Here is a 14,205-nt window from a genome sequence, read left to right on the forward strand (position 1 = left end):
CTGTCTTTAAAGGCTTTGCTGGCAATGGCAAAGTTGGTGAATTTTTGTTTGTTGCCCAGTGGTAGTTTGACAGTGAGTTTGCCGTAACTTGTGGCATCCATAGTGTTGTTGTTTTCTTGACCTAGCTCAAAACTTACCGAAGGTGTGATCTCAATATCCACACCCAGAATATTACCTTTAATATCTGGACCTGCTTTAGTGTCCCAGTAATAATAAGTGCCTTTGATTTTTGCCCAAGGTAAGTAAGGGGCTTGACCGCTAAGCTTGACATCATAACCTGACCTACCCCTCTCTTTTACACTGTTGACTAATTTTTCGTCTGAAAATACATGGTATTTATTGATATTGGCACTAAAGTTAGCACGCTGGTATTCCAAACCAAGGCTTAAGCGTTTGTGCTTGGACTTGGACTCATAGTCGGTAAACACATTAATACCTGCGATGGCCATGTCGTTTTCTACCAATAGACGATGACCAACGCCTAAGTTAACTGTAGTGCGGCGACTATCAATACTTTTGCCAGAAGCGATGCTAGCTTGAATGAAAGTTAATGCTTTGCTGTTGGCATCAAGCTCAGATATCGGCTGAATGGTTCTGAGGCTGTAATTTAGTTTTTTTGAGCTCAGTCCACCAATACTTACCTCGCTACGACCTGCACCAAATGCATTTAAAAATGTATTGGCTTTGTTGTTCACAAAACCTTCGGTTTTATTGATGGCTTTGTTTTTAATATCTGTGACAACCTTCTTGCCCAGTTGGTTGGTATTGCCTGAGTTGGTAGAACCTAGGGCGGCGCGAGTTGTGCCTGCGACTTCTTTGAGTAAAGTGGTGGCTTGGTTGTCTTTCTTGGTGGTGTTGCTCTGCTTGTGTGTGTAAGGCTTACTGAGGTCTAGATAGGCTTCTTTGTTTAGTACTTCTTTGCTAAGCTCTTCTTTGTTAGGTTGCTCAAAGTTATCAGCAGCAAAAGCATTAAAAGACAATGTGATTAACAGGCTAAGCGCAAAAAAGCGCTTGAGTTTGTTAAGCCCACTGGCAAGTGCCTGTCCAGCGATATTTTCTGTTGGGGTTGGTGTTAAAGTTTTAGAAGAAGTGTCTTGAAAAACATAAGGTAATTGGGTTTTTGTCATGGCGAATAATTGGTTTTATAATTAAAATTTTGACAGATTATACCATTGCCACCCCTATGCAAGTTTTTTTTGACTATCTTTGAGTGCCCCTAAAAACTTTGATGAAATTTTTTAAAACCTAAAACGCTACAATGCCTACATATGAAAATTGCTATATCAAGTTAGGTAAACAATATTATTATCTAGCGATCACACTCAGTATGTCCACATAGGCTCATCACTTTAATTATAAATGAATCCATTGTTTCTGTTGATTTAAAATTGCCTGATTCGCTCTAGTGTCAAGCGCTAAAGTGCAATGTGTTTTATCACCAAAAGCGATTGTTAATTGTATATCAGTTGATAACTCGTCTCTTAGGATGTTGATTTTAATGCTGTCACCTTCGCTACAAGCGTTGAGTGTTTTTTCTAACTCTTTAGCAACTACTTTATTATCATTAATACTGATAATTTTATCGCCAACATACAGTCCCGCTGTTTGTATGCAAGACGCATCAAGAATATGACTGATAACTGCATATTCTTGTGTTTTGTTAATACCTATACCAAACTTTGATAAATCGTCTTTTTTGTGGCTAAATTTACAGTTTACGCCGACATACTCAAAAGCTTCTTTCAATGGTAACTCGTCCACGCCGTATAAATATGCATCAAAAAACTGACTAAAATTGCTTTGTGTTAGGTGCTCAATAACTTTTTGTACGGTATTGTCTTCTAACCCAGTGGTTTGGTAATTGCCCCAAATCAAGCGCAATACATCATCTAATGAATACTTATCATCAGTACGCTTGCGTATTTCAATGTCAAGCACAAACGCTAATAACGCACCTTTGGTGTAATAACTAACAATTGCATTTGGTGCATTCTCATCTTGTTGATAAAATTTTGTCCATGCATCAAAACTAGACTGCGCTAACGATTGCTTAAAGCGTCCACGCCCTTTCTGCACTCTGCTGATGGTTTGCGCCAATAGCGTGAGATATTGCTCAACAGAAAGTATCCCTATGCGTAGCAACGACAGTTCATCATAGTAGGAGGTAAAGCCTTCAAATATCCACAGTTGCTCGGTATAGTTCTCACAACTCATATCCAACTCATGAAAACTGGCAGGCTTGATGGTTTTTATCCACCAAGCATGGAAATACTCGTGTGAGCAAAGCGCTAAAAAGCGTGTGTATTCAGGTGTAATATCTTTTTGCTCTAAAGTTGGCAACTCTTTTCTAGCGCAAATTAAACTACTGGATTTTTTGTGCTCTAGACCGCCATAATCTTTGCTTGTTACCAAGGTTAAGAATAAGTAATCATCAAATGGAATATTGCTGCCAAACAAACCAATATGATGTTCACAAATGCATATCAAATCAGCCCTTAATCTGTCAATATCAGTTACATGTTCACCAGTAATGGTCATCGCGTGCGAGATATTGCCTACATTAAACTCAAAACGCGTGAAGTCTGCCATCTCAACGGGATGATCAATTAAATCTAGGTAGTTGTTGGCTGTATAAGTCTCTGTATTTTTTTGCTTATTTTTCAGTGTTAAACTCGTAGCACAAGCCCAATTACCTAGCACCTCATCTGTTGGGTAGTTGATTTGCACTTCGCAAATATTATCCTCAAAACCAACAGGCTGTAAAAACACACTACTGCCATTAAAGAACGCACGCTGATTAGTCAAATAGGCACAACGCACTGACAAATCAAAAGCATAAATTTCATATTCCAAAGTAATGCTATCGGCACATGGGTAAGCAACCCAGTGATTCTTGTCTAACTTTTTAATCTCAATAGATTTACCACAACTATGTGCGTGAATGCTAACGATGTGCTTGGCAAAATCACGAATTAAATAACTGCCAGGAATCCAGTTTGGCAATAAAAACACTTGTCCCAACGGATTGGGGTTATCAAGGGTTAAGCATACTTGGAATACATGCGCACTCGTGTCTTTAGGGGTTATTTGATACTTAATGGGGGTTTGATTCATGGTACTAATTGGTCAATGCTGGCTTTAAACTCAAGTATGGCTTTTTGATAATTTTTGGCAACTTGTGCATAGCTTAACTTTACGACTTGCTCATTATTTTGAGCATTGATAACAAAACTAGCCTGTCCATTACCATTGCTATAACGCTGTTTTTCTTCAGCAGTGCGTGCTTTGGCTATTTTGATTTGTGCTTGATTGGCGTGCATCATTTTCTCTAACAATTGGATTTTTTCCTTTAGCGTCTTAGCCTGTGTGTAAATATCTAACAATTGCTCGCGCTTGGATTGCACTAAGATTTCCAATTCTATATTGGTTTTTTTAATGTTACTATCCGCCTCAATACCACCTATCGGATAAGACAAACCCAGCCCCACCTTCCAAGTGGTGCTTTGATTACTCAATGATTTTGAATAATTAGTATTCTCACCTGCGCTACTAATACCAAGCTTTAAATCTAATTTTGCCTTAGCGGTATTTTTAAAACTAAGTAATTGGCGTTTTAATATTTTCTGCGATAAATTGTTGATTTTTAACACTCTAGAATTCTTTGATAAATAGGCTTTTAGTGCTATCTCACTAGGCTTATAAATTTTATAAAAATCTGTGCTAGCCACTACTTTCTCAAAATCTAAATCTAGCGTAACGGCAATTTCATGACGCAAAAGCATCAAATCTTGCTGTGCTTGTAACAGTTTTTGGTTTGCTGTCTGATAAGCATCTTGTTGCAACAAAACATCCACCTTTTCAACCACTGAAGCATTATATTTCTTATTTACCAATGCTAATTCTTTTTCGCTCAACGCCAATCGACGCTCATTGATTGATTGTTGCTCTTGTGCATATGCCAAATCAATAAAACGACTTAATTTTCCCAAAATAAAGCCTTCTTCTGCTTCTAGTCGCTGCAAAGTATTTTGATTGATGGCAATTTGCGCCACATCACCACTCAAGCGATCATTAATACCGCCTTTATTGCGCAATAGTGGATAAGTATAATCTAGTGAAAACCCGTTGTTTGTTGTATCGGTACTTTTGCTTTTGTCTTTCCAGGTGTGTTTAAGGGTGATATCACTACCAGTATTGGTATATTTCCTAGTTGCAGAGAGTCCAATTGAAGCTGTATCTAAATTAGAAGTAGTCATTGATATATCACCGCTATTCTTGTGTTCACTTTGATACAAGCTCTCAAGTGCAATCACCCAATCTTCATTGGCTTTAGTAGCACGCTTTTCAATCAGTTTAACCTTACTGGATAACGCTTGTTGATTGAAAAAAGGATGGGTTGCTCGCAAGCGCTCAACAAAGCCTTGCTCAGTTAATGCTTGAACATTAAGCGGACCTAATAATACAGTCATGATTAGAATTTTCTTCACTTATTCACCGCTTTTTTAATCTCATTAATAATAGCATACAGTTTCTTGCTTGTGGTATCAACCACCACATCTGCGACCTCCTGATAAAACCCTTCTCTGGCTTCCAATAAATTACGCAGTGTTTTTTCTCTATCGTCTGATTGTTCTAGTAAAGGTCTCGCCTTAGACTGGGCAGTGCGTTTAACCAATTGCTCAACACTGGATGATAAATACACCACAAAACATTCTTTTTTAAGTAAGGCACGATTGGTTTCTTTAATAACAATACCACCACCTGTAGCAATCACGATATTAGGGATTTTGCACAAATCCTTAAGTATTTGTATTTCACGCTGACGAAATCCACTTTCACCTTCTATATCAAAAATATAGTCAATTGCTACGCCAGTACGCGTTACGATCTCAAAATCTGTGTCAAAAAAATCGCGTTTCAACACACAGGCAAGTCGACGACCAACCGATGTCTTGCCAGAGCCCATTGGGCCAACTAAAACGACATTTTTGATTGACTTAGCCATAAATAAAACTTTAAAGTAAAAAGAGCTTAGATTAACTCGTATTTTGAGCCACAATACGGACAAACAGCATGGCCCTGCTCATTAAACTGCATATACACCTTGGGGTGCATATGCCACTTTTGAGCATCCTTAGGTGGACAGCAGATAGGCAAATCATCCTTTTCTACCGCGTTGTAACTTACATTTTTTTGTTGGAAACCATCAACATTTGACATCTTAGCAACCTCCCTTACTAATCCACTGTTTGTATTTGTCATTACGACCATATACGCAGTCAAAATATAAGGCTTGTAATTTCTCAGTAATCGGCCCGCGTGTGCCTGAACCAATCGTACGGTTATCCAGCTCACGAATAGGGGTTAGCTCTGCTGCTGTACCCGTAAAAAACGCTTCATCAGCACAATACACTTCATCACGAGTGATGCGTTTTTCAATGACTTTATAACCTAAATCCCTTGCTAAAGTAACAATTGTATCACGGGTAATACCTGCTAACGCTGAAGTTAAATCAGGGGTGTAAATCATACCATCACGAATGATAAAGACATTCTCGCCACTGCCTTCTGCAACAAAGCCATCAACATCCAATAATAAGGCTTCATCGTAGCCATCTGTCAATGCTTCTTGTAGTGCTAACATTGAGTTAATATAATTGCCATTAGCCTTGGCCTTGGTCATAGCGATATTGGCATGATGACGCGTAAAACTTGAGGTGCGAACACGCAAGCCATTCTTCATATTATCCTCACCTAAATACGAACCCCACTCCCACGCAGCAATAATAGTGTGAACCTTTAAGCCATCAGCACGCAAGCCCATACCTTCTGAGCCATAAAAACACATTGGACGAATGTAGGCGCTGTCTAAATTATTCTTAGTCACAGCTTCTCTTTGTGCTTGGTTAATCTCATCTTTAGAATAACCAATGTCCATATTCATAATTTTGGCGGAGTTAAACAATCTGTTGGTATGTTCTTCAAGTCGGAAGATGGCTGTGCCGTTATCAGCTTGATAAGCGCGCACTCCTTCAAATACACCCATACCATAGTGCAGTGTATGAGTCAACACATGGATTTTAGCCTCACGCCAATCAACCCACTCACCATCAAACCAAATCAAGCCATCTCTATCATCAAATCCAGTCATTTTCTATTCCTTGTCTAATTCAAATGCACTATGCAATGAGCGTACCGCCAATTCTAAATATTTTTCATCAATCACAACTGATATTTTAATCTCACTCGTAGAAATCATTTGAATATTCACATTCTCTTGGTGCAATACCTCAAACATCTGCGCGGCAATACCTGCATGTGAGCGCATACCAATACCCACCAAAGATACCTTAACCACTGTGCTATCGCTCTGCACTGCTTTGGCATTCAAGTTACCACAAACATCCTTTAAAATCTTTTGCGCCTTATCGAAGTCACTTCTATGCACAGTAAAAGCAAAATTTGTCAACCCTTCACGCGCTGAAACACTTTGCACAATCATATCCACTTCAATATTTGCCTCACTAATTGGCTTTAGAATCTTATGCGCAATACCTGGCTCATCTGGCACACCGATTAAACTGAGTTTTGCCTCATCTTTATTGTGTGCAATCCCTGATATAACTGCTTGTTCCATAATGTTTTCCTCACTGGTGATTAATGTGCCTGTCGGATTATCAATCAGTGATGATAACACCCGTAAAGGCACTTTGTATTTTGATGCAAACTCAACGCTACGAATCTGCAAAACCTTTGAGCCAAGCGATGCCATCTCTAGCATCTCTTCATAACTCACTGACTTCATTTTTCTGGCATTTGGTTCAATGCGAGGGTCGGTCGTATAAACCCCATCAACATCAGTATAAATCTGACATTCGTCGGCTTTTAGTGCCGCTGCCAAGGCAACTGCTGTGGTGTCTGAGCCACCACGCCCTAATGTAGTGATATTACCCTGTTCATCTACACCTTGAAAACCTGCAACCACCACAACCTTACCTTCATCAAGACTAGTATGAATACGCTGGGTGTCAATTGACTTAATACGCGCCTTGCCGTGCTCAGAATCTGTGGTGATTCTAATTTGTGATCCCGTATAAGAAATCGCATCACAACCAAGCTGTTGCAACGCCATAGAAAGCAAGGATATGCTCACCTGCTCACCTGTAGTCAACAAAACATCCATTTCTCTTAAAGACGGTGTGTCTTGAATTTCTTGTGCCAATGCAGTCATACGATTGGTTTCACCACTCATTGCAGACACGCTAACAACCAGCTTATTGCCAGTATCAGCAAAGGCTTTAACTTTTTTGGCAACAGCTTGAATGCGCTCTATTGAGCCAACCGAAGTACCACCATATTTTTGAACAATTAATGCCACGAACAAGAGGAAATTAAAATAATCTTTAAATTATACCGTTACTGTGACGCATAAAAATGCCTTAGGCGAAGAAAAAATCAGTAAAATAAATCACTCACTATTCTTTATATTTACAATTTATGCAATTTAACTTATTCACCCTAATATTTTTAATAGCCACATTCTCTTATGTGGTCACAATGATGTGGCTCAACACACGACAAGTAAAGTCTATGCTCAATTCATTTGACAAGGTACCCAACGAGTTCGCAGAAAAAATCACCCTAGAACAACATCAAAAAGCCGCTGATTACACCACAGCTAAGTTAAAAGTTAACCACTTAGAGATACTGTTTTCAACAGGGGTGTTATTGGTTTGGACATTAGGTGGTGGTTTGGATTACTTAGATGGTATTTGGCGCTCTTTAATGAATGACACACTCTACATTGGTGTTGGCTTTATTATTAGCCTAATGGTGATTGGCACACTCATTGATTTGCCATTTAGTTTGTATCGCACTTTCGTTTTAGAAGCAAAATTTGGCTTTAATAAAACCACGGTAGGTACACTCGTTGGTGATATGGTTAAGGGCTTTATGTTGGCTTTGGTTATTGGCGCACCGTTGTTATATGTCATCTTATATTTGATGAATGCCATGGGTGAATACTGGTGGCTGAGTGTTTGGTTATTACTCTCAGGTTTTTCTTTATTGATGTTATGGCTCTATCCTACTTTTATTGCACCACTATTTAACAAGTTCAAACCCTTAGAAAACCAAGAACTTAAAGTTAAGATTGATAATCTACTAGAGCGCACAGGTTTCAAAAGTGATGGTATTTTTGTCATGGATGGCTCCAAGCGTTCATCACACGGTAACGCTTATTTTACTGGCATTGGTAAAAACAAACGAATTGTGTTTTTTGACACCTTACTCAAAGGCATGGAAGACAAAGAAGTAGAGGCAATTTTGGCACATGAATTGGGGCATTTTCATCACCAACATATTCGCAAACAAATTATTATTTCATTTCTGACTTCCTTGTGCGGTTTAGCGCTGTTGGGCTATCTAATCAAGCAGTCTTGGTTTTTCCATGGCTTAGGTGTTAGTGAGATGAGTGACTACGCTGCTTTAGTATTGTTTAGTTTAACGATGCCAATGTTTAGTTTTGCCATCGAACCCATTAGCAATGCCTTTTCACGAAAACACGAATTTGAAGCCGATGCCTTTGCTGCAAAACATACCAATGCTGATGACTTGGTATCAAGCTTAGTTAAATTATATCGCGATAACGCATCAACATTAACACCAGATAGACTATACTCAGCATTTCACGATTCACACCCCAGTGCATCTATTCGTATTAATCACTTAAAAGAGGCAACATAATGAAAAAACTATTGCTAATAATCACTCTGTTATCCACCACAGCCTTTGCCAATGAAGGTAAGGCAATACATAATAAGGGCAAAGAACTACACAATGAATCTTGTATTGCTTGTCATATGATTACACATGATGATGATTTTTACACGCGTAAAAATAGAAAAATGGATACCTTGCCAAAACTTACTGGACAAGTCAGCAAATGTGTACAAGCTTTTAGCATTGGATGGTTTCCTGATGAAGAGAAATCTGTCGTAGAGTATCTTAATAAAAAATACTACCAATTTAAAAAATAACACCTTGTCTCTGACTCGTCGACAAAAATGGCGACTTGAAAAAATCCAAGCCGAGCGTATTGCTAGAGCCAATAAGGTGGCAGACAACTCTCAAGACTTAAACACCGATGCTAAAGCACAAACGGGGCTGGTGATTACCCGCTATGGTCAACATCTATTGGTAGAAAGCAACTCAGGCAACCTAGTACAATGCACTGCTAGACGCAATATTGATTTATCGGTTGCTGGCGACCAAGTTATTTTTCAAGCAACTGATAACAATAAAGGCATTGTTACTGCCTTATTTAAGCGTGACAATACACTAAAGCGTTCAAACAAATTGATTGCTACTAATATTGATGAACTGTGCTTGATAGTAGCAATCGAGCCACATTATCAATTTGATTTGATTGATCGTTATTTAATCGTTGCAGAGAACCAAAATCTACCCATTCGACTTATCGTCAATAAAATCGAGCTAAGTAGCAATATTAAGCAAGTCAAAATCGACTTTGCTATGTATGAAGCTATCGGCTATCCAGTGAGTTATTTAAGCGTAAAAGCACAAACAGGTATCGATACACTAAAAGCTCAACTCAATGACAAGACGCAAATTTTCTTAGGGCAATCAGGCGTGGGTAAATCTTCTTTGATTAATGAGCTTATTCCTGAGTTAAACTTACGCGTCAATCAAATATCAACCAAAAGCAAGCTCGGTAAACACACCACTACCAACACTACGCTCTATCATATTCCCTCAGGTGGTGATTTAATTGACTCTCCAGGTGTTCGTGAATTTCACTTAGATAATTTGAGCAATAAAGAAATTCTCAACGGATTTAAAGAATTTAAACCGTTTATCAATCAATGCAAGTTCAGAAACTGCGCACATATCAATGAGCCTAATTGCGGTGTTAAGAATGCACTAGAAACAGATGACATCCACCCAAAGCGCTATGTAAGTTATCTAGCGTTAATCACTTAAATTGAAAAGCCCGACACCTTAATTAATTAAACTCCATTTGTTTAAAAATACGCGCAGCATTTTGTCTATGTAGTTCACGATAAGTCCCCCAATCTCTATAAACAGACTGATCAATATGATAAGCATCTGCCAAATCACCATCATTCTCTAAGATTTTTTCAACTTCATCATACATATACGATAAATAATTTTTGGTGAATTTAGTAACTGTTGCCAAATCAGTCGGCTCACCATGTCCAGGGATAACAACCCCAGGTCTTAATGCTTCAATCTTGTCCCAAGTCTTAATCCACGCCGCAATATCAGTGTGTGGGAATACGGGCAACATCCTCTCATTAAACGCTGTATCACCACTAATCAGTAATTTCTCTTTAGCTAGCCATAATTGAATGTCATCTGGCGAATGTGACGCGCCAATATGCATTAATTCAATCTTAGTATCGCCCATTGTCAAATCAAACTTCTTGTCAAACACCACATCTGGACGAATAACAACGGTGCTAATGAGTTTGTCTTTTTGTCGACTTAAAGCACGCAAATAAATGGCTTCGCCTTTTTTCGCAATCTCTTTATCTGCTTCTTTATGTGCAATAATAGTAGCGCCTTGCTGTTTCCAATAATTAGCACCCAAAATCGCATGACCCTGAGAATTTTCAAGCACGACATACTTTACACGCTGTTTAGTGATTTTCTTAATCTCATCGTGCATTGCCTTAGCCACAAGATAGCTACCACCCGCATTAAATACCAATACGCCATCAATTGTGACAATAAATGATAAATTGTTATTATGATTTGAATTTTCATAAGTGCCTGGCTGTGTTGCACCAACTGCTGTATAAACATTCTCAATCACTTTAACAGGCTTTCTGTATAAAATATTATTAGGTTCATAATCACTAACTTTAACTGGATTAAGCTCTTGCTTCCAAGTCAAAAAACCATCCTTATAATTCTTCACATTCGTATAACCCAACGCCATTAAGGTTCTAGCAGTCAATGGCGAACGAATGTTACGACCACAGTACACGACAATAGGTATATCTTTAGTTTTTGCATAATTAGTAATTTGCATCTCTATCCAGCCACGAATAATATTGACATTCTGAGCGCGTTTAATCGTACCCGTATGCTTGATCTCAAACGGTGCGCGCACATCAATCAACAACACGCTTGGATCATTGTCTAGAATTTTTATCAACTCTTCCGTATTGATATTGACCAGTGGTTGTTTGGTAGATTTTGGCCTATCAATAGTTTTAATATTGGGACTTTCAACAACAGGCGCAGACTTTTTACTAGAATCTGAAAACCAATCACTGAAAGAAACGTTAGCATTTGCAAAAATAAAAATCGTGGTAATTATTATAAAATAGCGCATAGACGCTCCATTAATAAGTTAATTGAAAATTATGACACAAATAAGACAACATTGTTAGCAAAAAAATTAATTTTTACACCCCACTGTTGCGCTAAATAACGCATCGTTTGCTTAGAGAAAAAACAAATATGTGTTGGGTCGTTTTTGTAATACCAAGTGGGGAAGTCCGTTTCTTTCGTTATCATCTGCGTCATGATTGCCAAAACACCACCTTTTTTCAATAGTGTAAAAAAACGATTAAACTCAAATCTGGGCTCACTCAAATGCTCTACCACTTCAGTAGCGGTAATAAAATCATACTGATTGCTAAAAACTTCTGGATTATTGGCATAAAATTTATCAAATAAATCCACTTGATGCCCTTGTTTTTCAAACATTAACGACAAAGTTGGCCCTGGTCCACAGCCAAAATCCAAACCTTTTGCACCTTTTTTAATGTGTGCTATCACTGGATCAAATACTTGAGATAAAAATGCTTGATAAGCACTGTCATTAGGATTATTCTGGTGCTTGTCATAGCGAAATTTTTCTTCTGTATCGCTCAAATGATACTCCTTTGTCACAAACACCAACTCGCACCGAGAACAACTTAAATAATTGGCATTTTTACCTTGATAATAAGGTGTTATATTTTGAGATTGGCACAATGGGCAATGCATAAAATAAGAAAACAATAAATTTTATTAAATTAGAAGTCTTCTAAACTCATAAAGTTGGTGTTTTTAATGTGAACAAGAATCACCATGAGTGTGAATATGCCCATGCTCTAATTCTTCTTTGGTTGCATCTCTTATACCTTCAATACTAACGCTAAAACTCAGCGTCTGCCCTGCTAAAGGATGGTTGGCATCAATGATTACACTGTCTTTGTTGATTTCTGTTACACGAACAACAAGTGGATTACCTTTCTCATCTTGAGATTGTAAGTCCATACCTACAACAAGATTGTCAATGCCTTGCAAAGCTTCCTTTGGAATTTCTTGAATGGCTTCAAAATGATGCTCGCCATAAGCCTCTGCTGGCTCAACGCTAACATCACAAGACTCGCCAACCTTCATTCCTTCTATCGCTTTTTCTAAACCAGGAATGATATTACCATGACCCTGCAAAAATGGCATTGGCGCTTGGCCTTTTGATGAATCAAGCACATCACCTGTATCGTTTTTTAGGGTGTAGTGCATTTCAACGACTTTGTCTTTTTTTACTGTCATTTTTATATTCTCCTTTGCGTAAAAAAGGGCTTCCTTTTTTGGAAACCCTTATAGTGTATGGCGGGGCGTGAGCGATTTGAACATTCAACCAGCGGATTAAAAGTCCAATGGTTCCTTTAAATTAATTTCAGTTAGAGAAGCACTTCTACTTGTGTTAGCGTTGATTATAGTAGCATTTCTTAAAAATGCAAGTATTCTTATAAAATACATCTTTTTAATAAAAAGGAATAAAGTATGAGATTGCAAGAATTAGTCACTTTACACACAAAAGAAAATATATTAGCTGAAGCAACAACCATCAAATACCATTCTGTTGTTTCAATATTCATTAAAGACACAAATATTAATCTTGTTTCATCCATAGACCACGAAACAATTTTAAACTGGAGAGACAATATCTTAAATCGCTCAAGTGCAGGTAACTGGAATAATTATCATAGGCATTTAAGAGCTTTACTACAAACTGCAATAAAATTTAAAGTTATCAAAGAAAACCCTTTTACAAAGGTCAAGTCTATTACTCATTATCCCGATAAAAAGTATTTATTAAGTGTCAGGTTTCACCACGTTATTCCCTACTTTCAAAAACCACACTCCGAAACATATCAGGCTTTCTGATAAACAAATCAGGCTTCAAATTATACCAATACTCTAAAGCCTCATAAGGCGTCCTTACCTTAATCTCTTTTCTAAGTCCACCATGTCCACGATTAAAATTATAAAAAATCAAAAACTTGTTCAAATCTTGCTTCATTTCATCAATGTTTTGATACGTTATCGCCTTAACTGTTGCATTCTTAATCGTGCCATTGACGCGCTCGACCATGCCATTGGTTTTAGGGGTTGCAGGCTGTGTTAATCGATGCTCAATCTCACTGCGTGAACAGAGTTTGTCAAATTTGTGTTTACCACTAACTTGCTTGTCTTTAGTGACAAACTTATCAGTAAACTCTAAGCCATTATCAGTTAATATATGCGTAATTGTAAAAGGATAAAAGTCCTTGCAATTATTAAGGAACTCAACGGCATTGATAGCGGTTTTATTCTCATAAATCTCAAAATAAAGCACCCTAGTAGCACGATCAATGGCAACAAACAAATATTGCTTCTTACCCGCTAGTTTTGGTAAATAGGTAACATCAATGTGTAAATATCCAGGCTCATATTCCTTAAATGTAGAGGCTTGTTGTTTCTTTTCTTGTGGCACTCGGTTAATGCCAAAACACACCAAAGTGCGATATACATTACTCCTATTGGCATTTGGCATGCAGGCAACAATACTATCAGTTAAGTCATCAAGTTCTAACCAAGTGAGGGTTCGTACTACTCGAATAATCTCACGCTCGGTCTCATTTAAAGCGTAGTGTATTGTCTTTGGTCTTGAGGTTTTGTCTTTAACAAAATCACGACTCTTCCATTTGGCAATGGTTTTAGTGCTAACACCAAAGCGGTGTGCTAAGGTAGTATTCGAAGCCTTAGCCCCGTGTATAATCGCTCTTGAATGTGCATTAGTATTCGCATTCATGTGGTAGTTCTGTTTCATATATTCTCCTTTTTGTAGTAGAAAAAAAGTTAATATGTTACGGCAACTACCACCCTAATTTAGGGGGG

General features: G+C 38.0%; 15 protein-coding genes. 4 read left to right on the top strand and 11 right to left on the bottom strand.

The window, feature by feature from the left end; all coding sequences use genetic code 11:
• The 7 genes from BHECKSOX2_RS01095 to BHECKSOX2_RS01125 form a co-directional block, all read right to left on the bottom strand.
• Positions 1-1,127, bottom strand: a 1,127-nt coding sequence (locus BHECKSOX2_RS01095) for an inverse autotransporter beta domain-containing protein (RefSeq protein WP_180323604.1), incomplete at its 3' end; no start/stop codon positions are given.
• 226 nt (positions 1,128-1,353) lie between these two features.
• Positions 1,354-3,114, bottom strand: a complete 1,761-nt coding sequence (locus BHECKSOX2_RS01100; RefSeq protein ID WP_139682112.1) for a M61 family metallopeptidase — start codon at positions 3,112-3,114, stop codon at positions 1,354-1,356.
• Positions 3,111-4,487 (bottom strand): TolC family protein, encoded by a 1,377-nt coding sequence (locus BHECKSOX2_RS01105; RefSeq protein WP_245391274.1) that lies wholly within the window; start codon positions 4,485-4,487, stop codon positions 3,111-3,113. The genes BHECKSOX2_RS01100 and BHECKSOX2_RS01105 overlap by 4 nt, the downstream gene beginning before the upstream one ends.
• A complete protein-coding gene (locus tag BHECKSOX2_RS01110; protein ID WP_139682113.1) occupies positions 4,484-5,005 on the bottom strand; it encodes a shikimate kinase in 522 nt (173 codons plus the stop codon). The genes BHECKSOX2_RS01105 and BHECKSOX2_RS01110 overlap by 4 nt, the downstream gene beginning before the upstream one ends.
• A 26-nt stretch (positions 5,006-5,031) precedes the next feature.
• Positions 5,032-5,262: a zinc-finger domain-containing protein gene (locus BHECKSOX2_RS01115; protein WP_245391275.1), complete on the bottom strand. Its 231-nt coding sequence runs from the start codon at positions 5,260-5,262 to the stop codon at positions 5,032-5,034.
• Positions 5,222-6,151 (bottom strand): branched-chain amino acid transaminase, encoded by a 930-nt coding sequence (locus BHECKSOX2_RS01120; protein WP_139682114.1) that lies wholly within the window; start codon positions 6,149-6,151, stop codon positions 5,222-5,224. Before BHECKSOX2_RS01120 ends, BHECKSOX2_RS01115 begins: the two co-directional genes overlap by 41 nt.
• 3 nt (positions 6,152-6,154) lie before the next feature.
• A complete protein-coding gene (locus BHECKSOX2_RS01125) occupies positions 6,155-7,378 on the bottom strand; it encodes an aspartate kinase (protein ID WP_139682115.1) in 1,224 nt (407 codons plus the stop codon).
• Positions 7,379-7,497: 119 nt separating this feature from the next.
• Between BHECKSOX2_RS01125 and BHECKSOX2_RS01130 the strand changes: the two genes are divergently transcribed.
• Genes BHECKSOX2_RS01130 through rsgA form a run of 3 tightly spaced genes read left to right on the top strand, consistent with a single transcriptional unit; the run spans position 7,498 to position 10,002 of the window.
• Positions 7,498-8,745 carry a M48 family metallopeptidase gene (locus BHECKSOX2_RS01130; RefSeq protein ID WP_139682116.1) on the top strand — a complete coding sequence of 416 codons (1,248 nt, stop codon included), beginning with the start codon at positions 7,498-7,500 and terminating at the stop codon, positions 8,743-8,745.
• Positions 8,745-9,038 carry a hypothetical protein gene (locus BHECKSOX2_RS01135; RefSeq protein WP_245391276.1) on the top strand — a complete coding sequence of 98 codons (294 nt, stop codon included), beginning with the start codon at positions 8,745-8,747 and terminating at the stop codon, positions 9,036-9,038. The genes BHECKSOX2_RS01130 and BHECKSOX2_RS01135 overlap by 1 nt, the downstream gene beginning before the upstream one ends.
• A 4-nt stretch (positions 9,039-9,042) precedes the next feature.
• Positions 9,043-10,002 (top strand): ribosome small subunit-dependent GTPase A, encoded by a 960-nt coding sequence (gene rsgA / locus BHECKSOX2_RS01140; RefSeq protein ID WP_139682117.1) that lies wholly within the window; start codon positions 9,043-9,045, stop codon positions 10,000-10,002.
• Between the two features lie 22 nt (positions 10,003-10,024).
• Here rsgA and BHECKSOX2_RS01145 read toward each other — a convergent pair whose 3' ends face one another.
• The 3 genes from BHECKSOX2_RS01145 to BHECKSOX2_RS01155 all read right to left on the bottom strand — a co-directional run bounded on the left by BHECKSOX2_RS01145 (position 10,025) and on the right by BHECKSOX2_RS01155 (position 12,594).
• Positions 10,025-11,383, bottom strand: a complete 1,359-nt coding sequence (locus BHECKSOX2_RS01145; protein ID WP_139682118.1) for an MBL fold metallo-hydrolase — start codon at positions 11,381-11,383, stop codon at positions 10,025-10,027.
• Positions 11,384-11,412: 29 nt separating this feature from the next.
• Entirely contained in the window at positions 11,413-11,928 is a 516-nt protein-coding gene (locus BHECKSOX2_RS01150; RefSeq protein ID WP_245391277.1) for a class I SAM-dependent methyltransferase, read from the bottom strand.
• Positions 11,929-12,105: 177 nt separating this feature from the next.
• Positions 12,106-12,594: an FKBP-type peptidyl-prolyl cis-trans isomerase gene (locus BHECKSOX2_RS01155; RefSeq protein ID WP_139682119.1), complete on the bottom strand. Its 489-nt coding sequence runs from the start codon at positions 12,592-12,594 to the stop codon at positions 12,106-12,108.
• Positions 12,595-12,828: 234 nt separating this feature from the next.
• Here BHECKSOX2_RS01155 and BHECKSOX2_RS01160 point away from each other — a divergent pair, with 234 nt between their 5' ends.
• Entirely contained in the window at positions 12,829-13,212 is a 384-nt protein-coding gene (locus BHECKSOX2_RS01160; protein ID WP_139682120.1) for a hypothetical protein, read from the top strand.
• On the opposite strand, the gene BHECKSOX2_RS01165 is transcribed toward BHECKSOX2_RS01160, so the two are convergent.
• Positions 13,163-14,137, bottom strand: coding sequence for a DDE-type integrase/transposase/recombinase (locus BHECKSOX2_RS01165; RefSeq protein WP_139681955.1), 975 nt, complete (start codon positions 14,135-14,137; stop codon positions 13,163-13,165). The genes BHECKSOX2_RS01160 and BHECKSOX2_RS01165 overlap by 50 nt on opposite strands.
• Between the last annotated feature and the right edge of the window lie 68 nt (positions 14,138-14,205).

Source organism: thiotrophic endosymbiont of Bathymodiolus puteoserpentis (Logatchev), assembly GCF_900127505.1.
Classification (GTDB): Bacteria; Pseudomonadota; Gammaproteobacteria; order PS1; family Pseudothioglobaceae; genus Thiodubiliella.

What these genes read in the sequence shown, in the direction of transcription:
- BHECKSOX2_RS01100 (WP_139682112.1), bottom strand. Translation starts at nt 3,114, where the DNA reads ATGAATCAAACCCCCATTAAGTATCAAATAACCCCTAAAGACACGAGT.
- BHECKSOX2_RS01110 (WP_139682113.1), bottom strand. Translation starts at nt 5,005, where the DNA reads ATGGCTAAGTCAATCAAAAATGTCGTTTTAGTTGGCCCAATGGGCTCT.
- BHECKSOX2_RS01115 (WP_245391275.1), bottom strand. Translation starts at nt 5,262, where the DNA reads ATGACAAATACAAACAGTGGATTAGTAAGGGAGGTTGCTAAGATGTCA.
- BHECKSOX2_RS01120 (WP_139682114.1), bottom strand. Translation starts at nt 6,151, where the DNA reads ATGACTGGATTTGATGATAGAGATGGCTTGATTTGGTTTGATGGTGAG.
- BHECKSOX2_RS01130 (WP_139682116.1), top strand. Translation starts at nt 7,498, where the DNA reads ATGCAATTTAACTTATTCACCCTAATATTTTTAATAGCCACATTCTCT.
- BHECKSOX2_RS01135 (WP_245391276.1), top strand. Translation starts at nt 8,745, where the DNA reads ATGAAAAAACTATTGCTAATAATCACTCTGTTATCCACCACAGCCTTT.
- BHECKSOX2_RS01145 (WP_139682118.1), bottom strand. Translation starts at nt 11,383, where the DNA reads ATGCGCTATTTTATAATAATTACCACGATTTTTATTTTTGCAAATGCT.
- BHECKSOX2_RS01155 (WP_139682119.1), bottom strand. Translation starts at nt 12,594, where the DNA reads ATGACAGTAAAAAAAGACAAAGTCGTTGAAATGCACTACACCCTAAAA.
- BHECKSOX2_RS01160 (WP_139682120.1), top strand. Translation starts at nt 12,829, where the DNA reads ATGAGATTGCAAGAATTAGTCACTTTACACACAAAAGAAAATATATTA.
- BHECKSOX2_RS01165 (WP_139681955.1), bottom strand. Translation starts at nt 14,137, where the DNA reads ATGAAACAGAACTACCACATGAATGCGAATACTAATGCACATTCAAGA.